This window comes from Paenibacillus sp. 598K (assembly GCF_003851045.1).
Classification (GTDB): Bacteria; Bacillota; Bacilli; order Paenibacillales; family Paenibacillaceae; genus Paenibacillus_D.
Map to the genome: position 1 here is coordinate 10,004 of NZ_BFBX01000080.1, position 21,735 is coordinate 31,738.

Here is a 21,735-nt window from a genome sequence, read left to right on the forward strand (position 1 = left end):
ACCCGGCAGCGAGCAATCCGACGCCCGACGCCGAGCCGAACCAGGCCGAGCAGCCGGGCTCCCCAAGCGACCAGCCGGTCGTCTCGCCGCTGGCGGTGAGGCTCACCGGCGATGAGCCGATGTACCCCGTCACGGCGACGACGCGCTATCTGGACAATGGTCGCTTCGTCCTCTACCTCGACGAGAAGACGGCCAATGTCCGGGTGGCGGCCAAGGACTCGGAGGCCGAGTGGCTCGGCGCGCCGATCGTGCCGCGCACGACGATGCCCAACAACAAGAAATTCATGGACTCGCCGGTCCATGTAAAGTACACCGAGGGCGCAGACATCACCTCGACCTACTCGCTGAAGGATGCCGAGACGACGGCGACGATCGCTGCGGAGGCGGACCGGGTGAAGGTCAGCTTTGCCTTCGAGCTGGAGCAACTGTACTTTGACCTCGTCTACCGGCTGACGGATACCGGCCTGGAGGTGACGATCCCGTACGACTCGATCCGCGAGGAGGGCAAAGCGAGGCTGATCAGCCTGGAGGCGCTGCCGTTCATGAACGCTGCGCTGCCCTTCGAGGAAGGCGCGATGCTGCTGCCCGACGGCTCGGGCGCGCTCCTGCATTTCCGTCCCGATTATCCGCTCTACCTGAAGGGATACTCGGAGATGATCTACGGCCCGGACGAGACCTTCATCACGCAGACGCATGACATGATCTCTCAGAACGGCATGCGCACCCAGACGCCGCGCCAGTATGCGACGATGCCGGTCTATGGCATGTATCGGGACGGCATCGGAACGCTCGGCATTGTCACGCAGGGCGAGTACGACGCACGGATCAACGGCACGCCGGCCGGTATCCGCAACATCCCGCTCTACCGAAGCTCGGCAGAGTTCCTCTATCGCAAAAACGACGTCATCTTCATCGGTTCCTCCGGTCAGATCCCGTACTACCAGGGACGCAAGATCGAGGGCGACCGGCAGGTGCGCTTCGAGCTGCTGACGGGGGAGGAGGCGAGCTATGTCGGGCTGGCTGGCGCCTACCGCCGTTACCTCACGGACGAGCTCGGCGTCAAACCAATCGGCGCAAGAGCCGCCGATGCGCCGCTATCGATCCGGATGCTGGGCGGCATCCGGCGCGACGAGATTATCGGCAGCACCTTCATCCGGATGACGACCTTCGAGCAGGCGCAGCGGCTGATCGCGGAGCTGAAGTCGGCAGGCATATACCGACTGGAGCTTACCCTGGACGGGTGGTCCAAGGGCGGACTGTACGGCAATCAGCCCGAACACTTCCCTGCTGCACGGCAGCTGGGCGGAAGGTCCGGTCTGAAGCGTCTGGCGGCGTATGCGGCAGAGCAGGACACGCCGCTGTACCTCCGGACCAACTATGTCAAGCCCTTCGAGAGCAGCGACGGCTTCAGCCAGCGCAAGGACGCGGTCCGCGGCATCGACCGCGAGGTGCTGGAGCTCACCGGCTACTACCTTACGGACCGCTGGACGCAGCGGAATATCGGCTATTATCTACTCAAGCCGCAGCGGGTGTACGACCGTCATATCGCGCTGGAGCTGGCGCAAGCCGACAAGCTCGGCGTCGCTGGAATCCAGTTCCAGCACATGGGCGATCTTCTCTACTCGGACGAGGACCCTGCGGCCTTTTTCAGTCGGGCGCAGACAGCGGCAGTCTGGCGGCAGGCGCTGGAGACCGCACGCGAGCAAGTGGGACGCGCTGCTGTCGACTACGGGTATGCGTACACCTGGGGAGCGGTCAACCGGATCGATCAGGCGCCGCTCTATCATAGCGGCTATACCTACACCGACGAAGCGGTGCCGTTCTATCAGCTGGCCATCCACGGCTTGATCCCGTACTATGCAGCTCCGGCCAATCTGCGTGAGGATGCGGCGTACGAACGGCTGCGGGCGATCGAGTACGGCGCGCTGCCGAGCTATGAGCTGACCGCCGCGCCGACCAACAGGCTGCAGCGGACGATGGCAGACCGGTTGTTCAGCTCGCAGGCCGAGGATTGGCTCGGCGAGGCGATCTCCGAATACAAGGCGATGTTGCCGATGTACGAAGCGACCGCCGGTCGGCGGATGATCGGCCATAGCCAGCTCCAGCCGGGCATCTACTCGACGGACTATGAGGGCGGCGTCCGCGTCATCGTTAATTACAATGCGACCGATGCCCAGGTGGATGGCCAGCCGGTCCGGGCGATGGACTACACGTGGATGAGGGGGTAGGCGAACAACATGCGATGGAAACTCAATATGCGCGGACGTCATATTTTGGAGGGCTACTCGTTTATCGGCTTATGGATCGTTGGCTTCTTCCTGTTTATGGCCGTCCCCCTCGGTCGCTCGCTGTACTACTCCTTCCAGGAGCTGAAGACGAGCCGCGACGGACTGATCGCCGATTACGTCGGGACGCTGCATTACCGGGCGGCGTTTACCGTTGACGTTAATTTCCTGCCGCTGCTGCGGGATACGATGCTGGCGATGCTGCGCCATGTGCCGCTCGTCCTCGTCTTCGCGATGATCTGCGCGCTCCTGCTGAATCGTCATGCCGTAGGTCGAATGCTGTTCCGCGGCATCTTCTTCCTGCCGGTCATCATCGCCTCCGGGACGATCCTCAAGAAGCTATTGGAGCAGGGGGCGGCCCAATTGCCGATCTTTATGCAGTATGACCTGTACAGCAAGCTCCGGATATTCATCCCTGGCGATCTGTTGATGACGCTGCTCTCGTACTCCGACTCTTTGACCTTGGTGATGTGGGATTCGGGCGTGCAGATCCTCATCTTCCTGGCGGGGCTGCAGACGATCTCGCCGCAGCTGTACGAGGCAGCGACCTGCGACGGCGCAACCAAGTGGGAGAGCTTCTGGAAGATTACGTTCCCGATGATCCTGCCGATGATCTTCGTCAACACGCTGTTTACGATGGTGAACTCGTTCACCAAGGCGGATAACGGCGTCATGAATCATCTGCGGACTGTCGTCTTCAGCAATAACAATTACGGCTACGGTTCGGCGCTCGGCTGGATTTACTTCATCGTCATCTTCATGCTGCTCGGAGCGGTCTTCGCGCTGTTCCGCAAGCATCTGGCGTCGATGGAAGGAAGGAGGTAAGTGGATGGAGGAGACGCGCTTCAACTATGTGCGACGAAGCTTTGGCGCGCAACTGCAGTCAGGGCTGCAGTCGGGGCTGCGACATTCTGCGACCAGACGGGGCAAGGAGCTCGCCGGTACGCTGCTGTATTACTTCGTCCTGCTCAGCCTCTCGTTCGTATTCGTCTACCCGCTGCTGTACATGGTGTCCAAGTCGCTCATGCAGAGCTGGGACGTGGCTGACGCTACGGTCCGCTGGATCCCGACGAGCTTCGATCTGGCCAACTATCGGGTCGCTTTCGCCGAGATGAATTACTGGCAAGGGTTCGCAAACAGCGTCGTCACCTCATTTGGCAGCGCTGCGCTGCAGATCGTTAGCTGCTCGCTGATCGGCTACGGCTTTGCGCGCTATCGGTTTCCTGGCTATGCGCTCTGGATCAGCTTGCTCATTTTTACATTCCTGGTGCCGCCGCAGACGATCGTCGTCCCGCTGTATATGTTTTTCAGCAGCCTGGGCTGGATTAATACCCATCTGCCGTTTGTGGTGCCGGCCGCCTTTGGCCACGGTCTGCAAGGCTCGCTGTTCGTGCTGATCTTCATCCAGTTTTACCGCCGACTGCCGGGCGTGCTGGAGGAGGCGGCGCGGATCGACGGCGCAGGTCACTTCCGCACCTACTGGCAGATCATGTTCCCGCTGGCGCGTCCGGCGATGCTCGTCGTCTTCCTGTTCTCGAGCGTCTGGCACTGGAATGACAACTTCCAGCCTAGCACGTACCTGCAGCTGCCGCCCTTCTACAATCTGGCGCAGCGAATGTCGGGCTTTTATGGCAAGGCCAGTATGAACTCCGAGCAGATGTCGCAGTCGATCTCGGCGGACGCGATCGGCATGGCGTCGACGCTGCTCAACCAGATCATGGCAGGCGTCATCCTGTCGATCCTGCCGATCCTGCTCATGTATCTGTTCGTGCAGCGTTACTTTGTCGAGAGCGTCGAGCGTTCGGGCATCGCTGGTGAATAGAAGAGAAGAACATGTCGATGACAATGCGGCCAAGGGCGTCGACGACCGTCACCGACTTGACGGAGCGACGAGATGTACCGGAGGAGGAGAATAAGCTTATGACTTGCCAATCGATCAGGATCTGTCTCTTAATCCTGGCAGTGCTGGCGCTGGCGGGATGCAGCGGACAGGCGGAGCCGGGGAATACGGGAACAGCGAACTCGGGACCAGCGAACACAGGGTCAGCCCACACAGAGCCAACGGGCAATGAACCGGCCCACACAGAGCAGATTGCGTCGCCAGCTCGTGAGGGGGCGGATGGGTCCGCCATGCCGGGCGACGCGTCCGCCGCCAACGTCAACGAAGAGGGAGCGGTCCCTGCGGCGACCCCCGGGGCCGGTACGGAGGGCCACGCAGCGAATGGACCGACATTCGCCGAGGTGTCGGTGCATGATCCTTCGGTGATCCGCGTCGACGGCACCTATTACATTTACGGCTCGCATCTGCAGTCGGCCAAGTCGGACGATCTGATGTCCTGGACGTTGATCTCCTCCGGCGTCCACGACGGCAACCCGCTCATCCCCAACGTCACGGAGGAGATGGCCGAGGCGCTGGCATGGGGACAGACCGATACCTTCTGGGCGGGCGATGTCATCGAGCTGGCGGATGGCCGATTCTACATGTACTACAGCGTCTGCAAAGGCGATTCACCGCGCGCGGCGATCGGTCTCGCCGTCGCAGACTCTCCGGAGGGGCCGTTCACCGACGAGGGCATCCTGCTCCGATCGGGGATGTGGGGACAGCCGAGCGAGGACGGGACGATCTACGATCCGACGGTGCATCCCAATGCGATCGATCCGCATACCTTTTATGACCGCGAAGGCTTGCTATGGATGGTGTACGGCTCCTACTCCGGCGGCATCTTCATCCTGAAGCTGGACCCCGAGACCGGCCGACCCTACCCCGATCAAGGCTATGGCGGCAAGCTGCTGGGGGCCAATCACAGCCGGATCGAGGGACCGTATATCCTCTATAGCCCGGACACCGAGTATTATTATCTGTTCCTGTCCTATGGCGGACTGGACGCAGCCGGGGGCTATAGCATCCGGGTCGCGCGCTCGGAGAGCCCGGACGGTCCTTATGTGGATGCGGCAGGCCAGCCGATGATCGAGGCGGGCGGCGCGCCGGGTTCTTTTTTTGACGATCGGGCGATCGAGCCTTACGGGGCCAAGCTGATGGGCAATTACCTGATGCGCCGCCAGCTTGGAGAGGCTGGAGGAGGCATAGGCAACGGATACGTCTCACCGGGACATAACTCCGCTTACTACGACGAGGAGACGGGACGCTACTACCTCATCTTCCACACTCGCTTCCCGTATCGGGGCGAGCACCACGAGGTGCGCACGCATCAGATGTTCATGAATAGCGATGGCTGGCCGGTTGTCGCGCCGCACCGATACGCTGGCGAGTCGATCGGCGCCTACACAGTGGCGGAGGCAGCAGGCGAGTACAAGCTGATCCGGCATGGCCGGGACATCAGCGCCGAGCTCAAGGAAGCGGACGTCGTGCGACTGACGGAGGGCGGCGCGATCGAGGGAGAGCTGACAGGCGTCTGGACGCTGACGGACGGCCATCAGGCCGAGCTAACCGTGGCGGGGACGGTCTACCGCGGCGTATTGATCCGGCAGTGGGACGCTGTCGCCGGGGCGGAGACGTTTGCCTTCACCGCTTTGTCCGAGCAGGGCGAGGCGATCTGGGGCAGTCGTACGGTCCCGCGAGAGTAACACAATAAAGTTCCAAGGGCAGCGTGCCGCGCTGCCCTCTTTACCGTTCTTGAGCAAATCCTACTCATGTGTACTAAAAATCGCACACCTTTGCCCATCGCACCGCGGATCGACCTCGCCGTTCCCTTGCGTGCTCGCCCCTTCATTTGACCTCAACAGTAAAATGGAGTTAAGAAAAGTAAATAGTTGTATATTGTGGCGGACCGCCCTTGGAGATGATAATGTAAGCGTAGACATTTTGAACAACTCATTGTATAGGGGGAACGATATGAGCACCAACAAACGGTTTGTGAAAGGGCTCTCTATCCTGATGCTGGCTGCGCTTACCGCTACGGCGTGCAGCAATAGCAACGGCGGTACGAACACGCCAGCGACCAACGACCCGGGGAAAAATACGCCAAGCACGAACACGGGCACGAACAACACGCCTGAACCCGCAGCCGATGACGGGCCATTGACCAAATACGACCCGCCGATCTCGGTGTCCTTCGTCCGCAACCTGAGCGACGTCGTCGAAAACAACGTACTCGGCGTACTGCCGGGCGAGACGATCGAGGATAACATCTGGTCGCGCCTGTACAAGGATGAGCTGGGCATCGACATCACCTACGACTGGATCGTCAAGGGAAATCCGACATCCGACCAATACCTGCAGAAAATCAACGTAACCCTGGCTTCTGGCGATCTGCCCGATATCACACCGGTGGATGCTACGCAGCTCAAGCAGCTGGCTGAGTCCGATCTGATCGAAGATATGACCGAATGGTACGAGAAATACGCCTCGCCGCTGACCAAGCAAGTGCTCACCCAAGAGGGCACAAGCGCCTTTGACGCTGTCACGTATGACGGCAAGCTGATGGCGATCCCGCAGCTGGAGTCCTCGATCGAGCGGTCGATGTTCCTGTGGGTCCGCACGGACTGGCTGGAGAAGCTGAAGCTCGATCCGCCGAAGACGATGGATGATGTAGTGAAGATTTCGAAAGCGTTTGCCGAGCAGGACCCGGATGGCAACAACGTCAAGGACACCTTTGGCCTCGGCATCACCAAGGCACTTTGGGGAGGCGCGATGGGCCTCGAGGGCTTCGTAGCAGGCTACAACGCCTACCCGAACATCTGGCTGGAGGACAGCTCCGGAGAGCTCAAGTTCGGCAGCATCCAACCAGAGATGAAGAAGGCGCTGGGCGTCCTGCAGCAGATGTACAAGGAAGGTCAGCTCGACCAGGAGTTCGGCGTCAAGGACGGCGCCAAAGTGTCGGAGCAGATCGCAGCCGGTAAGATCGGTATGGAATACGGCGAGCAATGGAACTCCATCTGGCCGCTGCAGCTGAATCGCGACAATGATCCAAACGCGCAATGGCAAGCCTTCCCTATCGTGTCGGAGACCGGCGATGCGCCGAAGGTGCCGCTGAAATTCAGCACGACGAGATTTTTCGCCGTCAAGAAGGGCGCCGCGCATCCCGAAGCCGTCGTCAAGATGTTCAACCTTCACCTCGAGAAAAACTGGGGCGAGACGGCCGAGTTCGACAAGTACTATGCGCCGCCGGAAGCGGAGAGCGTATGGCAGCTGTCGCCAGTCACGCCAGCGCCAGTCTACAAAAACGTGGACGCGTTCCGTGCCATCGATGCGGCTCGCAAAGCCAATGACTTCTCGACCCTGGTCGGCGAAGCCAAGACAATCCAGGAGAAGCTGGAGATGTATGCATCCGGAGACGCAGACGGCTTCGCGCTGTGGGGCTGGGAGCGCATCTACGGCGAGCAAGGCTCGATGGGCATCACAGATCAGTATGACAAGAACAAGCAGTTCCTCCAAGACAAGTTCGTAGGCGCGCCTACGCCGACGATGGTCGAGCGCAAGACGACGCTGGAGAAAATGCAAAACGAAGTATTCGTCAAAATTATTCTCGGCGAATCCCTTGACAAGTTCGATCAGTTCGTAGAGGACTGGAAGAAGCTCGGCGGCGACGATATTACAAAAGAAGTCAACGAATGGTATGCAGCGACCAAGGGCTAACTGAAGCAGGCGGCGGGGGGAGCGGACAGCTCCCTCCGTCTCCTCTTGGATCGCCAAGAGGCTGCAGGCCAGCGCCAGTAAGCTCACCTTGTTTTGTACACCTTGGCCTGTGATGTGGAGGTTGATAACGATGAAGATGCGTAGAGAATGGCCGCTTCACGCGATGATTTTTCCGGGCCTGGCCCTAATTATTATGTTCTCGTATGTTCCGATGGCTGGCGTCATCATTGCTTTTCAGAAGTTTATCCCGGCCAAAGGCCTGTTCGGCGACCAGAAATGGGTGGGATGGGCCAACTTTGAGTATGTGATGAGCTTGCCGAGCTTCACTCAGGTCTTGTTCAACACCTTGTTTATCTCCAGCTTCAAGCTGGTGCTGGGACTGGTGGTCCCGATCATCATCGCCATTTTGTTAAACGAGCTAAAAAACAACGTCATTAAACGTTCGGTGCAAACGGCAATCTATCTGCCTTACTTCCTGTCCTGGGTCGTCCTGGGCGGGATACTGATCGATATCCTGTCGCCCTCGAGCGGCATCGTCAACAACTTCCTCGGCGCCATCGGCTTGCCGAAGATCTTCTTCCTCGGGGATAACAACTGGTTCCCGGTTACGCTGATCGGATCCGATATCTGGAAGACCTTCGGTTACGGCACGATCGTCTATCTGGCGGCGATCACCGGCATCGACCCTGGCCTGTATGAGGCGGCGACGATCGATGGCGGCAACCGCTGGCACAAAATGTGGCATATTACGCTGCCGGGCATGCGGATGGTTATCGTCCTGCTGTCGGTGCTCAGTCTCGGACAATTGCTTAATGCAGGCTTTGACCAGGTGTTCAACCTGTACAGTCCGCAAGTGTACGAGAGCGGCGATATTCTCGATACGTTCGTCTACCGGATCGGCTTGCTCGATGCCCAGTATGGCGTCGCTACAGCCGTTGGCCTGTTCAAATCCGTCATTTCATTTACATTGATATCGGCATCCTATCTGATCGCTTACAAGGTGGCCAGATACCGGATTTTCTAGAGGAGGAGGGAGCCCCGTGGAGCATCAAAAGTCACCGCAACCGGCAGGGACGGTCCGCCTTCGGTCGCGCAAGCGTCTGGAGTGGTTCCCGTGGGTCAATGGGACGTTTCTCATTGTACTTTCATTTTTGTGCATTATGCCGCTCATTCATATTATCGCCGTGTCCTTCAGCTCCAGCGCTGCCGCTTCGGCAGGCTTCGTCAAGCTGTGGCCGGTCGACTTCACCTTTGCTTCCTACAAGTACACGGCAAGCCGGGGCGAGTTCTGGCAGGCGATGCTCGTCTCGCTCACACGGATCGGGATCGGCACGCCGCTTAATCTGCTGCTGACGATTCTCGTCGCTTATCCGCTCTCCAAAGAGTCCAGCGCCTTCCGGCTGCGCAGCGTATACGCCTGGCTGTTCTTCCTGACGATGCTGTTCCATGGCGGCCTCATCCCGTGGTATACGACGCTCAAGGAATACGGCCTGCTCAACTCCATTTGGGCGCTGGTGCTGCCTGGCGCGGTGCCGGTCTTCAGCGTCGTGCTGCTGCTCAACTTCTTCCGCGCGACCCCCAAGGAGCTGGAGGAAGCGGCGTTTATCGACGGCGCCAGCCATTGGAAGACGATGTGGACCATCTTCGTGCCGATCTCCAAGCCGGCGCTGGCGACGCTCGCGCTGTTCTCGCTGGTCGAGCATTGGAATAGCTGGTTCGACGGTCTCCTGCTGATGGGCAGTCCCTCGAACTATCCGTTGCAGAGCTATATCCAGACGATCGTCATCCAGCAAAGTCTGTCCAATATGTCCCGCGACGAGCTGCTGAACCTGGCGCTGATCTCGGATCGGACGCTCAAGTCGTCGCAGATTTTCCTCGGCTCGTTGCCGATCATGCTGGCCTATCCGTTCCTGCAGAAGTATTTCGTCAAGGGGATCGTGCTCGGCAGCGTCAAAGGATAACGTAAGCATTGCGCAGCGCTTTTGGTTTATAATGGGAAGAAAACAATGGAGGCGTCGGCTTTGTTCAACCGACAGGAGTTCTCGCTGCGCAATACGGTATTTCTGCGGCTTATCGTTACCTTTTTGCTCATCATGCTGCCGATCCTGTTCTTCGCGGTCTATCTGTACCAATGGATCGTCCAGACGACGAGCGCGGATATCGCCCGGACGGCGATCTCGCAGACGAACTTTTATCTGACTGACCTGGGCAATGAAATCGAGCGGATGAAGGTGCTGCAGTACAGTCTGCTGGAGGACGAGAACCTCAACGAGCTGACGCTGCTCTGGGACTCGATGACGACGATCGACCGGACCGATACGATCAATTCGTTGCGGACCCGGCTGTTCACTGTGCAGAACAGCAGCAAGTACATCAAGGATGTGAGCGTCCACATCGCGACGATCGAGCGGTCGATGTCGGCGGAGACGAGCATTCGCGACTTCGATCAGACGAGGTACCGCGAGCTCCGCTCGGTGTTCGGCAGCCGCTCGCAGGTCATCGAGTGGAATGGAGGCCTGTACCTGGCGGCGTTGAAGCCGCAGGGGACGCGCGACGCCGAGCCGCTGTTCACCGTGGAGATCGAGCTGGACCGGCAAAAGCTGCAGGAGGCGCTGGCTCAATTCAACACGTATCCGGGCAGCGGCACCGTGCTCCGATACCGCGATGGCAAGGTCGGCATGTCGAGTCTGACGCCTGAGCTGGCAGGGGCGCGCGCGGCGCTCGCCGAGCTGCCGCTGGAGACGCTGCGGGCCGGCGAGATGGAGCGAATCTCTCTGAACGACCAGCAGTACTACGCGATCCGCGCGCAGTCGGATGAGCTGGGCATCTCGATCTACCGCTTCATCCCGGAGCAGGTGGTGAAGGAGCCGCTTGCCAAGTTTTATACGTGGGCGTGGGTGTTCGTCTTGACGGCGCTGGGGATTATCGTCGCGTTTGGCCTGTCGACCTACAACTTCATCCACAAGCCGATCCTGACGCTCGTCAAGAGCTTCCGGCGGATGGAGCAGGGCGATCTGAACATCTCGATCGCGCATGCGTCCAAGGATGAGTTCCGCTACCTGTACGAACGGTTCAACCTGATGGTCGGCAATCTCCGCTCGCTGATCGATCAGGTGTACAAGCAGAAGATTATGGCGCAGCGCGCGGAGCTCAAGCAGCTGCAGTCGCAGATCAATCCGCATTTCCTGTACAACAGCTTCTTCATCCTGAATACGATGGCCAAGACGGGGGACAATGAGCGGATCGAGCAGTTCACGACATTGCTCGGCGAATACTTCCAGTTCGTCACTCGCAACGCCTCGGACCTGGTGACGCTGGAGCAGGAGATGCATCATGCGACGATGTATGCGGAGATCCAGGAGCTGCGCTTCTCCAGACGCATCCAGGTCGAGATCGAGCCGCTGCCGGAGGAGCTGCGCAAGCTGACGGTACCGCGGCTGATCGTCCAGCCGATCCTCGAGAATGCCTTCAAGCACAGCCTCGAGAAAAAGGCGAGAGACGGCCGGATCGTCGTCTCCTACGCGCAGTCCGAGCAGACCGTCAGCATCCTCATCGAGGATAGCGGCAATAAGCTGACCGATGAAGGGCTGATGAAGATGGAGCATGTGCTGCGCAGCGTCGACGATCAGGCAGAGACGACGGGCATCGTCAACATCCATCGCCGGCTGGCGATGACCTATGGCGAGGCGAGCGGACTGCGTGTGGATCGCAGTCCGCTCGGCGGCTTGCGGGTCGAGATTATATTGGGGAGGGAAGGAGGGGCGTCTGATGCACAGGATGCTGATCGTGGATGATGAAGAGATCATAACCGACGGGCTGATGGAAATCTTCGGCGGCCTCGATCTGGAGCTGGATCTGTACAAAGCGTACTCCGGCGAGGAGGCGTTGCAGCTGCTCCAGCGCACGCGGGTCGACCTGGTCCTCTCCGATATCTGCATGCCAGAGATGGATGGCCTGGAGCTGATGGGCCATATCCACCAGAGCTGGCCGCAGTGCAAGATCGTCTTCCTGACCGGTCATGACGAGTTCGACTATGTGTATCGCGCGATCCAGCAGCCGGATGTCCAGTACGTGCTCAAGAGCGAGGGCTACCCCAAGCTGATCGAGGCGGTCAGACGGGCGCTCCGCGAGCTGGACGATGCGCTGCGGGTCGAGGATCTGGTGCGCCAGTCGCAGGAGCGGCTGAACAAGCTGGAGACGCTGGCGCAGGGCGATTATTTCCGCGAGCTGCTCCATCATGCCAAGACCGTGGAGGAGCTGCGCGAGGACTTCAAGGAGCTGCGCATCCCGCTCGATCCGGCGCAGCCGGTACTGCTAGCGCTCGGCAACCTGGCCGCTGTCGGACCGCGCCAATCCTATGCCGGACGGCAGGAGACGGCGCTCGCCGTCAAGTATCTCGCCGAGAGCTTCCTGATGGAGCGGACGGTCAGCAGCTGCGTCATCGACCGGTACGGCGACCTGATCTGGCTCATCCAGCCGCACTGGCGCATCCCGCCAGCTGAGCCGGGACGCTACGAGCAGACGCTGATGTTCCTCGAGGGGACGTTCGAGAGGATCGAGCTGGCCTGCTACGAATCGCTGCAGCTGACGACGGCGCTGACGCTCGGTCGCGAGGCGCTGGGCTGGGAGGCCGTGCCGGCAGCCTATGACGAGTTGCGGCATCGCCAGCACTTCCGGGTCGGCGACGGGGCGCAGATGGTGCAGACCGTCTCGCTGCGTGCGGAGTCGGCCGCGCCTGTGCGCGATCGCTTGCTCCGCGACAAGTCCGAGGCGCTGGCCGCGCATCTCGAGGCGGGCCGCAAGGCCGAGTTTCTCGAGCTGTTCGGCGAGCTGACCGCACCGGTGTTGCAGGAGAAGGGCAGTCCGTATGTGAAGGAGCTGTACTACACGATCGCGGTTATCGTGCTCTCGTACATTAACCGATTGGACCTGCGGGAGCGGGCGGACGCTTTTAACCTGATGCAGCCGGAGGCGTACCGCTCGTGGGAGGAAGCGTTCGATTACTTGAAGGAGTCGGCGAGCGCCCTCTTCACCGACCGCCGCAGCGGCGAGCAGAAGCGGGCCGCCTCGGTCATCCGCAAGATCTCGGCCTATCTCGAGGCCCATCTGGCGGAGGACCTGTCGCTCGTTCGGCTGGCGGACGAATTTCACTTCAACCCGTCGTACCTCTCCCGCCTCTTCAAGCAAGAGCGGGGCGTCAATCTGTCCGAGTACATCGAGGCGCTGCGCATTCGCAAGGCCAAGGAGCTGCTCGGTCGCGAGGAGCTGAAGGTGGCGGAGGTCGGCGCGCTGATCGGCTACGACACGCCGCAGTCGTTCACGCGCTTCTTCAAGAAGATGACCAGCCTCTCCCCGCAGCATTACCGCTCGGAGCTCGCGCTGCCCGGGCAGCTGGAGGAGGGGCAGGTGTAACTGTAGGTTTAGGTGCTGGTTTTTAGGTAATGAATCATTAATAGTAGAAGGACTCCTCCCTGCAAGCGGGCTAGCCGTTTGCGGGGAGGAGTTTTTGTCGTGCGGTGCACACTGGGGGCGGCTGGGTATGTAAAATGAAAAGAAGGCAAGGCTGACAAACAAAACGAGGAACGCTGAAAAACAAGAAAAGTGGGTTATCCAAAAAAAATCTGACCCGCGCGAAAAATAAACGGCTACTCAGTTGTATTACTAGTGAAGGGGGGATAAGAGGTGCATGATTCATCTGAGCTCAATGAATCCGTACGCAAGGCGGTTATGACCTATTCGGACAGTCTGATCAAGATTGCGTTCGCGTATCTCAAAAACATGGCGGATGCCGAGGAAGTAGCGCAGGACGTATTCCTGACCTACCTGCAAAAGGCGCCCGAGTTCGCAAGCGACGAGCATGAGAAAGCCTGGCTCATCCGCGCGACGATCAACAAAAGCAAAAATATGCTGAAGGCAGGTTGGTTCCGCAGCAGAACCCCCATTCCGGACAACCTGGCGTATTTCCCCAAGGATGAATACTCGGTCCTGCAGGCGGTATTGTCCCTGGACAAAAAATATCGAATTCCGATCCATTTGCACTATTACGAAGGCTATTCCCTGGAGGAGATCGCGGATATTCTTCATGCCAAGCCCGCGACCGTAGGGACATGGCTGGCACGCGGCCGCAATCAGCTGAAGGAAGCGATAGGAGGTCAGGCGACATGAAGAAAAAGCCGAGCTACAAGGATGCGATGTCCCATCTGAAGCGAAGCGAAGATTTCGAAGAGCGGACGATCAAAAAGCTGGGTCTGGACCCAACTACGAAAACTAAAGGAGCGAGTACAATGACAACAACCTATAAAGCGACACCAAGCCGGAAAAAATGGACCATCTGGACAGGAGGAATCGCCGCATGCGCGGTGCTGGCATTGGGGATCTACGCCTTTAATCCCGGCAATGAAACTGCGGTCCCTACGCCGACGCCAACGCCAATCGTGGACAGCGGCAGCACCAACCAGCAGCCGGGCACGATTGCCGACGAGCCGCCAGGCGAGATGGCTGGCAAGCGCGTCGTCAACTTCGAGGGCGTCATCGAGGAAGTGAGCGAAGACGGGCTGAGCTTCCGGGTCGGCGAGCTGTGGGTGACGGTTAACGATGCGACCGAATACGGCATCACCGGGCCGACAGCGCCGCCGGTGTCCGAGCAGCTGGTGAGCGACGACTTTAAGGTCGGCAACACCGTCGCGGGCTTCACCTCGGAGGACGTGTCGAGCGGCAAAGTGACGGCAGAGCGGATCTATAACAACTTCTAATTATTCGCGAATATGCTATGCTCTCCAGCCTCGCGCTTGAAAAGGGTGTCCCTGGTCATCTTGGATGACTTGGGGACACCTTTATTTGTGCGGGGCTGAGGCGCGAAAGTCCTGCGGCTGCTCTTCCCTGGCGACTCCTCGCCGCGCATCCTGCATCTCCGGCAGCAGGACATGGCCATGGAAGTTTCGATCTGCGCTCCTGCGTGAGAGTGACCGGGCGGCAAATGGGGAGCGGTATAGCTTCATTAGTTTCAATCCACGCTCCTGCATGAGGAGCGACAATCCCGGAGTGAGCGCTCGTACAGCGCAGCCTTGTTTCAATCCACGCTCCTGCAGGAGGAGCGACCAGGAAGCTGAAATCAAACTTGGCGAGGCTGATCTGTTTCAATCCACGCTCCTGCACGAGGAGCGACTTAACGGAGCAGCTAAGGGTATCATGCCTGTAATGTTTCAATCCACGCTCCTGCACGAGGAGCGACCTTTCGTAGCTCCTCCGGAATCTCCGGTTTGTGTACGTTTCAATCCACGCTCCTGCACGAGGAGCGACTTCAGGGTCGATATGATCGACAATCTCATGATTGTTTCAATCCACGCTCCTGCACGAGGAGCGACGCCCGCTGGGTGTATGTCAGCACTACCCTTATAGGTTTCAATCCACGCTCCTGCACGAGGAGCGACCTGGCCTCCGCTATGGAGGTCCGCGTTATTGAGGTTTCAATCCACGCTCCTGCACGAGGAGCGACTTGGCGATGAGGTGGGCGTTATTCTCTCCATTTGGGTTTCAATCCACGCTCCTGCACGAGGAGCGACGAGGGCATGCGCGTCTATGCCGGCGCGGCGTATGTTTCAATCCACGCTCCTGCACGAGGAGCGACTCGGCGTGGGTGAGCTTGACGCGATTCGGCAAGAGCTGTTTCAATCCACGCTCCTGCACGAGGAGCGACAGCGGCACATGCAAAGCCTTACGCAGCTTGGGCTGCGGGGCGCAAAATCGCGAACCTATTTTTAGTGTAGCATATTATTTAATATAATGGGGGTTTTTACTCAACAAATCCAGTCAGGACGCGGGGTGCGAACCTCCCAGGGATTTCATCTGAGCTTCAGGTTCGCACTGATACCAACTGATACCACAGTATCCCCTCCTGGTTAGCTACTCCATTGTAATACGAACTTTTGTTCCAATTCAAAGACAGATTGTGGGCGATCTCTAGCTACAATTAAAAGCCCGGTTGATTGCACCCGCGCTCAGAGGGTAAGTGGTTATAAGCTGCCAACGATGGCATCAATACTGACAAGAGGGTGATCAGTGATGAAAAAACAGCTGCTAGCCGTACTGCTAGCCGGAATGCTGCTGGCCGGTTGCGGAAACAACGCCGAGGAGCCGACAGGGACGGGGCCGGCCTCGCCGCCTGACACGGGGGCGACATCGTCACCGCCCCCTCCGCCAGAGGAAGAACCACAGGAGGAGGGAAGGCCGACGCAAGACGGAGAGGACACACCGGCTACAGGCGACCGGGCTTTATACCAGGCGATGCTCGATGACATCGAAGCCAATATGGACGATCTCGAGGCCAAGTACGAGGAGGGCACCACCGCTTCGATGCGTGAAGCGGCGGGCGAGGAATATAAGCGTTGGGACGATGCGCTCAACGAAATCTACACGGCGCTGGGAGACCAGCTTTCGGACACCGAGATGGATCAGCTGCGCGACGAGCAGCGGGAGTGGATCGCCTATCGGGACGAGACGGCGGAGCAGGAGGCTTCGGGCTCGGAGGGAGGCACGCTGGCACCGCTCGAGCAGACGATGGCAATGGCCAGACTGACCAAGGAGCGCTGCTACGAGCTCGTCGACACGTATATGTCTTAGGGCATGTCTGCAAAACCTAAGCGCCTAGCTGCATCGACGTGATGCAGGTCGGGTCCTCGTCGAAGGTGGAGAGCTCGGCCTCAGCGCTTTGTCCATCCCGCACGAGCGTTACCTGGAATACCTGCTCCCGCGGCAGCCAAAGATCAATGAACCCGTTGGCCTGCGAGGTCATGGTCTCGTCGATGACGACTTGACCGCTCGCGTCGACGACGCGGACGGCGAAGCTCTCCTCTGGCAGTTCGCCGCGACAGGTCGCCAGATTGTGGATCGCGCATGGGTGCGTATGCTCAAGGTAAGGGGCGATCGATACGAAAAATTCATCCTCCGGCAGCGCGAAACGCGTCTGCGTATCATCGTCTGCGACCAGCGTCAGCTGCCGTGCATCGATGGAGGCGCTGCGAGCCGGCAGTTCTCCTGAGCCGATTGCCTGGACCTTCTGCTTCAAGTCGTCCGTCGCCAGCACGGACGGCTTGTTTGGTTTGGTCTCCTGATTCGTCGCCAGCCAGAACAGTCCGAGCGCAAGCACAGCGAAGCCGAGTACGATAAAACCTTTCAAGCGCATAAAGATCCCGCCCTTTCGCCTAGAATTTAACTATTCAAGGATAGCATGGACATGCGGTCGGCGGATGTGAGAGAGCGCACAAGCGATGATGGGTCTCAGGGTCGATGGCGGCCGCGTCGGGATAAGTTTATGGTCATCAGCCGGTTTTTCGTCATCGGACGCTCCCCATGTGAGAGCCTATATTAAAATTCTCCTGCTGGTCAGCGCGAACCGGAGGCTCACATGAGATCCACCGGGAGGTTCGCACCCCGCGTCCTGACTGGGGTTGTTGAGTGAAAAGCCCCATTATAATAAAAAATATGCTACACTAAAAATAGGTTCGCGATTTTACGCCTCGCAGCCCAGGATGCGCAAGGCTTTACGCGTGCCGCAGTCGCTCCTCGTACAGGAGCGTGGATTGAAACCTCGCGGTCCGTGGCGGCCCTATAGTCGGCGGACGTCGCTCCTCGTACAGGAGCGTGGATTGAAACTTGACCGCTCGCCGTAAAGCAATTATGGACGGGTCGATCCTCGTGCACGAGCGTGGATTGAAACGGTGAGATTAACTGGATGGGCGTCATTACGACTGTCGCTCCTCGTGGAGGAGCGTGGATTGAAACATTCAATTACTCCATCGATCTCCTCCTAGGCTCGTCGCTCCTTGTGCAGGAGCGTGGATTGAAACTTTTTTGATAATTCATTCATTTAGCGCCACTTGCTTCGCTACTCGTTGATGTAGTTCTCCATCGCACAGCGTTGGTTGTAGAATCGCCATACGTCGATGGCTTCCCAGGCTTCAGTCGTTACCATAAACGCAGCAGATCTTTATTTAACAACGTGTGATGTGGCACTCGACCACCCATCGCGTGGGCGACCAAGGCGCCGCTCTCCAGGGATTTGATGTGAAAGAGACGTTCACAGTCCAGAAGCCAGCCGATGATGAGATACTGCAAGATCATGAGTGGGGAAGATGGCGTCCACGGCTTTAGCTTGACCCAGCGTCTGAAGTGTCTGATGGAACCGAATCGATTCCAGGTAACTAAGGATGGTTTTATTGCCTGCAAAATTCGTGGCATTTCGCATGGAAAATTACGTTTTCAACTCCCTCTAAACACTAGCTTAGCCTAGTGAGATCGCGGCCGTTATTACATTTTTTTGTGTTGAACTGTGCTAGTTATATCACAGGAACTAACATAAATATTGATGGCGGAAGGAGTATGCTATGAAGTGGAATCAAGCTTTTGAACATGAATTAACCGAGAAAGCTAGGGCAGGGGAACTTATCAATATCCTAGATACTCAAAAAACATCGCATGCACATACGGCCAAATCGGCGGATAAAATGAAGGCACTTCATTTATTAAGGAAGAAAGTAAAAGACACCAGGCTTTTATATGAGCTTGGATTATCTTTTACGCGAATGAGTAATTTTACGGCAAACGAATTAGGCGTCATGATTTTATCCGATTTATTCGAGCTTAACCCCCAAGAAGTAATCAGCGAAGTATATCGAACAGCAGATAGTGAAAATTGGGAAGTAAGGGAGTGGGCAGCAAGTGCAGGCGGTAATATATTAAGCCGGCATTTCCAAACAGCCTACCCAATTCTATCGAATTGGGTGGGTGACCCCTTGCCTAATATTAGAAGGGCTGCAGCGCTCGCAGTCATGTATGCGGCCAAGGAGTTACCGGAACGATATAGTGAACAATTAATCTCGTTAGTTGAGCAGCTGCTTACGGACCGCGACATATATGTGAGAAAAAACTTAGGTCCATTTGCTATTGGAGGAGCGCTGCTGCGATATTATCCCGAGAAGCTTAAAGAGCGGATTTTAAGTTGGCATCTATCGGATAACGAACAAGTACTATGGAATGTGGCCATGATTTTCACAAGCGCAGAAGGGGCCAAGGATAAAAACTTTGCATTGAAAATTTTAAAGAATCTAGCTTGTGATGATAGGAGATATGTGCAAAATGCCGTAAAAGCAGCGGTGAAAAATCTTGCGAAGAGACATAAGGAAGACTTTTCCGCTATGATCATGGTATGAGTTATCAAAATTGAGTTGTATGATGCTTATATTTGTTCGAATTCTGCTCTATTTGTTACTGTCTAAGCTGTTTATAATAGTCGTTTTAGGAGGACGTAACAACAAATGTTGTTAAATGAGAGCTTAATAGATTCCAGGAGATTAAGTGATATCCGGTCAGTTTCGATAAGACATGGCGTGGAAGTTTATCAGGCTAATGATTCTGGCCATAAAGTAGCGATTAAATTATTTTCAAAAGACAAAAAGGACAATTATCAACACGAAAATAATATTCTTCAGCAATTATCTAAGAAAAATTCGAAAGTCCCCAAGTTACTTGAATTTGGTGAAAAAAAGGGAACCTCATTTTTAATTACGGAGTGGTGGGAAGGGGAGCCTCTGTCGCATACCTTTCATAATCTTGGTTACCAAAACAAGCTAGAAACTCTCGTTTCCTTAGGAGGACTTTTAGGGGAGCTTCAATTTGATCTTAATTACAATGATCTGGCAACAAGTGATTTTTGGAAAAGATCCGCAGATGATCGAATAGATACATATACTTGGGTTAATTATGTCGAAAAAATTGTGGCTAAATGTACAAAAAGATTAAGACTGACCGAAGAAGATCTCTTAGACGGTATTGATGTCATCGTGGATCAAATTATAACAGAAGCATCTCAGATGAATGAGCCGAATCAGATTACATTATTGCATACCGACTATACGTTAAGAAACATTTTAACCCGAGATTGCGAGTTTCTAATCATTGATTTTGAATCAGTAATGATTGGAGACCCTATGTATGATTTAGCCAAAATGACATGGGTGGACTTTGGAGTTGAAGAGCGACCATTCATAGATGCATTTGTGGAAGGGTGGGAAAGACAAACCAAGGTTAAAGTTGATTTAGCTCTACTCACATTTTATCAATTGGTCTATTGTTTAGCTTCAATATCTTGGGTAGATAAGCTTCCAAACCCGAATGATGACAATTTATTGTTTCGTAATAAGGCGCGCAGTACAATGAAGTATTTATTCAATAAAAGTAGATGCAATAAAATGACATGTAGTCATGAGTCATGACACTCTTCGTTCCTCATATCAGAGCCTATATAGATCGCCTACTTGCCAGCGCGAACCTGAGGCTCACATGAAAACCCTGGGAGGTTCGCACCCCGCGCCCTGACTGGTTTTGTTAAGTAAAAGCCCCCATTAAAATTAAAATTATGCTACACTAAAAATAGGTTCGCGATTTTGGGCCTCGCAGCCCAGGCTGCGCAAGGCCTTGCGTGTGCCGCTGTCGCTCCTCGTGCAGGAGCGTGGATTGAAACGATTACCTTGGCTATGGCTAAGATTGTCGAAAAAGTCGCTCCTCGTGCAGGAGCGTGGATTGAAACCACCATGACCAGAGTGTCAGCATCGAGCCGGTGCAGTCGCTCCTCGTGCAGGAGCGTGGATTGAAACTCCAACTGTGCTAGCACATAATCATAGGCGACCTTGTCGCTCCTCGTGCAGGAGCGTGGATTGAAACGCTACTGTGCCGCCAGCTGGTGAACGTGATGGTTGTCGCTCCTCGTGCAGGAGCGTGGATTGAAACGTCCGATCAACCCGGCCATACCTACCGTCACGGGGAGTCGCTCCTCGTGCAGGAGCGTGGATTGAAACCTGTATACTTTTAGGCTTTTGCCGCTCTTTTGGCGGTCGCTCCTCGTGCAGGAGCGTGGATTGAAACATCAATGACACGAAGCCGTCCGGACTGGGCCAAGGTCGCTCCTCGTGCAGGAGCGTGGATTGAAACCCCGGGTGCCAGCGTGCCGGTGATGGCGATCTGGTCGCTCCTCGTGCAGGAGCGTGGATTGAAACCTTGTACTGCCTGTAACTGACGACTGAAGACCAAGTCGCTCCTCGTGCAGGAGCGTGGATTGAAACTTACTTACTTAGAAGTAATCTATTTCATGTCCCGGTCGCTCCTCGTGCAGGAGCGTGGATTGAAACCGGTGGATTTTTCTTGACAGATTTTAACGGGTGTGTCGCTCCTCGTGCAGGAGCGTGGATTGAAACTTACTTACGACGACGGCCGCATCCAGACGTACACGTCGCTCCTCGTGCAGGAGCGTGGATTGAAACAGCGTTTCTACCGCAGACTGGGGGCTCATATCGCGTCGCTCCTCGTGCAGGAGCGTGGATTGAAACAGCTCGGCACGCTTTGGCGGTTTCAACTCGCGGGTCGCTCCTCGTGCAGGAGCGTGGATTGAAACTTACGTATCCTGACGCTAATATTACCGATCCTGGTCGCTCCTCACGCAGGAGCGTGGATTGAAACCGACGAGATACCGAAGTTTTCGACCATCGGTTTGTCGCTCCTCACGCAGGAGCGTGGATTGAAACTTGATTCCGAAATGTAAAGCTGGGCGGTCTCAAATGTCGCTCCTCGCGCAGGATCTTAAATAGCTTCTTAAAGACCCTAAGCGGCCTCAGTGCACCTTTCTTCCCTTGACGACGCAATTCGGCGCTCACCGTCAGCTCCAGTGCACCTTTTTTCCCTTGCAGGCGCGATCCAATGCTACCCGGCCGTCTCATCAGTCTATAAGCCCCTCCCCAAACAACAACAGCCCGCACATCTCCATGTGCGGGCTGTTACTTGTCGGCGACCCAACAAGGCCGCCCC

Annotated in this window: 15 protein-coding genes and 3 CRISPR repeat arrays; of the genes, 14 read left to right on the forward strand and 1 reads right to left on the reverse strand. The window is 56.7% G+C overall.

The window, feature by feature from the left end; genetic code table 11:
- The 12 genes from PA598K_RS36405 to PA598K_RS22035 all read left to right on the forward strand — a co-directional run.
- Positions 1–2,228, forward strand: a 2,228-nt coding sequence (locus PA598K_RS36405) for a DUF5696 domain-containing protein (protein ID WP_185602161.1), incomplete at its 5' end; no start/stop codon positions are given.
- Between the two features lie 9 nt (positions 2,229–2,237).
- Positions 2,238–3,110 carry a carbohydrate ABC transporter permease gene (locus tag PA598K_RS21985; RefSeq protein ID WP_128659026.1) on the forward strand — a complete coding sequence of 291 codons (873 nt, stop codon included), beginning with the start codon at positions 2,238–2,240 and terminating at the stop codon, positions 3,108–3,110.
- A gap of 4 nt (positions 3,111–3,114) precedes the next feature.
- The gene (locus PA598K_RS21990; protein ID WP_128659027.1) at positions 3,115–4,107 is read left to right on the forward strand and encodes a carbohydrate ABC transporter permease; all 993 of its coding nucleotides are present in this window, start codon (positions 3,115–3,117) and stop codon (positions 4,105–4,107) included.
- 98 nt (positions 4,108–4,205) lie between these two features.
- Positions 4,206–5,870, forward strand: a complete 1,665-nt coding sequence (locus tag PA598K_RS21995; protein WP_260405541.1) for a glycoside hydrolase family 43 protein — start codon at positions 4,206–4,208, stop codon at positions 5,868–5,870.
- A gap of 268 nt (positions 5,871–6,138) precedes the next feature.
- A complete protein-coding gene (locus PA598K_RS22000; protein WP_128659028.1) occupies positions 6,139–7,881 on the forward strand; it encodes an extracellular solute-binding protein in 1,743 nt (580 codons plus the stop codon).
- Between the two features lie 130 nt (positions 7,882–8,011).
- Positions 8,012–8,905: an ABC transporter permease gene (locus PA598K_RS22005; RefSeq protein ID WP_376739059.1), complete on the forward strand. Its 894-nt coding sequence runs from the start codon at positions 8,012–8,014 to the stop codon at positions 8,903–8,905.
- A 76-nt stretch (positions 8,906–8,981) separates the two neighbouring features.
- Positions 8,982–9,842: a carbohydrate ABC transporter permease gene (locus tag PA598K_RS22010; RefSeq protein WP_376739060.1), complete on the forward strand. Its 861-nt coding sequence runs from the start codon at positions 8,982–8,984 to the stop codon at positions 9,840–9,842.
- Positions 9,843–9,902: 60 nt separating this feature from the next.
- Positions 9,903–11,675, forward strand: coding sequence for a sensor histidine kinase (locus tag PA598K_RS22015; RefSeq protein WP_260405542.1), 1,773 nt, complete (start codon positions 9,903–9,905; stop codon positions 11,673–11,675).
- Positions 11,650–13,293, forward strand: coding sequence for a response regulator (locus PA598K_RS22020; RefSeq protein ID WP_128659031.1), 1,644 nt, complete (start codon positions 11,650–11,652; stop codon positions 13,291–13,293). The genes PA598K_RS22015 and PA598K_RS22020 overlap by 26 nt, the downstream gene beginning before the upstream one ends.
- Positions 13,294–13,563: 270 nt before the next feature.
- The gene (locus tag PA598K_RS22025) at positions 13,564–14,046 is read left to right on the forward strand and encodes an RNA polymerase sigma factor (RefSeq protein ID WP_128659032.1); all 483 of its coding nucleotides are present in this window, start codon (positions 13,564–13,566) and stop codon (positions 14,044–14,046) included.
- Entirely contained in the window at positions 14,043–14,633 is a 591-nt protein-coding gene (locus PA598K_RS22030; RefSeq protein WP_128659033.1) for a hypothetical protein, read from the forward strand. The genes PA598K_RS22025 and PA598K_RS22030 overlap by 4 nt, the downstream gene beginning before the upstream one ends.
- Positions 14,634–14,881: 248 nt before the next feature.
- Positions 14,882–15,577: direct repeats of the CRISPR family, unit length 32 nt; unit sequence GTTTCAATCCACGCTCCTGCACGAGGAGCGAC.
- Between the two features lie 365 nt (positions 15,578–15,942).
- Positions 15,943–16,500, forward strand: a complete 558-nt coding sequence (locus PA598K_RS22035) for a lysozyme inhibitor LprI family protein (RefSeq protein ID WP_260405543.1) — start codon at positions 15,943–15,945, stop codon at positions 16,498–16,500.
- Positions 16,501–16,516: 16 nt separating this feature from the next.
- On the opposite strand, the gene PA598K_RS22040 is transcribed toward PA598K_RS22035, so the two are convergent.
- A complete protein-coding gene (locus PA598K_RS22040; RefSeq protein ID WP_128659035.1) occupies positions 16,517–17,062 on the reverse strand; it encodes a CueP family metal-binding protein in 546 nt (181 codons plus the stop codon).
- Between the two features lie 372 nt (positions 17,063–17,434).
- Positions 17,435–17,726: a CRISPR direct-repeat array (repeat unit 32 nt; unit sequence GTCGCTCCTCGTACAGGAGCGTGGATTGAAAC).
- A gap of 537 nt (positions 17,727–18,263) precedes the next feature.
- On the opposite strand from PA598K_RS22040, the gene PA598K_RS22045 reads away from it, so the two are divergent.
- Both PA598K_RS22045 and PA598K_RS22050 read left to right on the forward strand, forming a co-directional pair.
- Positions 18,264–19,088, forward strand: a complete 825-nt coding sequence (locus PA598K_RS22045; protein WP_128659036.1) for a DNA alkylation repair protein — start codon at positions 18,264–18,266, stop codon at positions 19,086–19,088.
- Between the two features lie 105 nt (positions 19,089–19,193).
- Positions 19,194–20,150 (forward strand): phosphotransferase family protein, encoded by a 957-nt coding sequence (locus PA598K_RS22050; RefSeq protein ID WP_128659037.1) that lies wholly within the window; start codon positions 19,194–19,196, stop codon positions 20,148–20,150.
- 216 nt (positions 20,151–20,366) lie between these two features.
- Positions 20,367–21,455: a CRISPR direct-repeat array (repeat unit 32 nt; unit sequence GTCGCTCCTCGTGCAGGAGCGTGGATTGAAAC).
- The last annotated feature ends 280 nt before the right edge of the window (positions 21,456–21,735 follow it).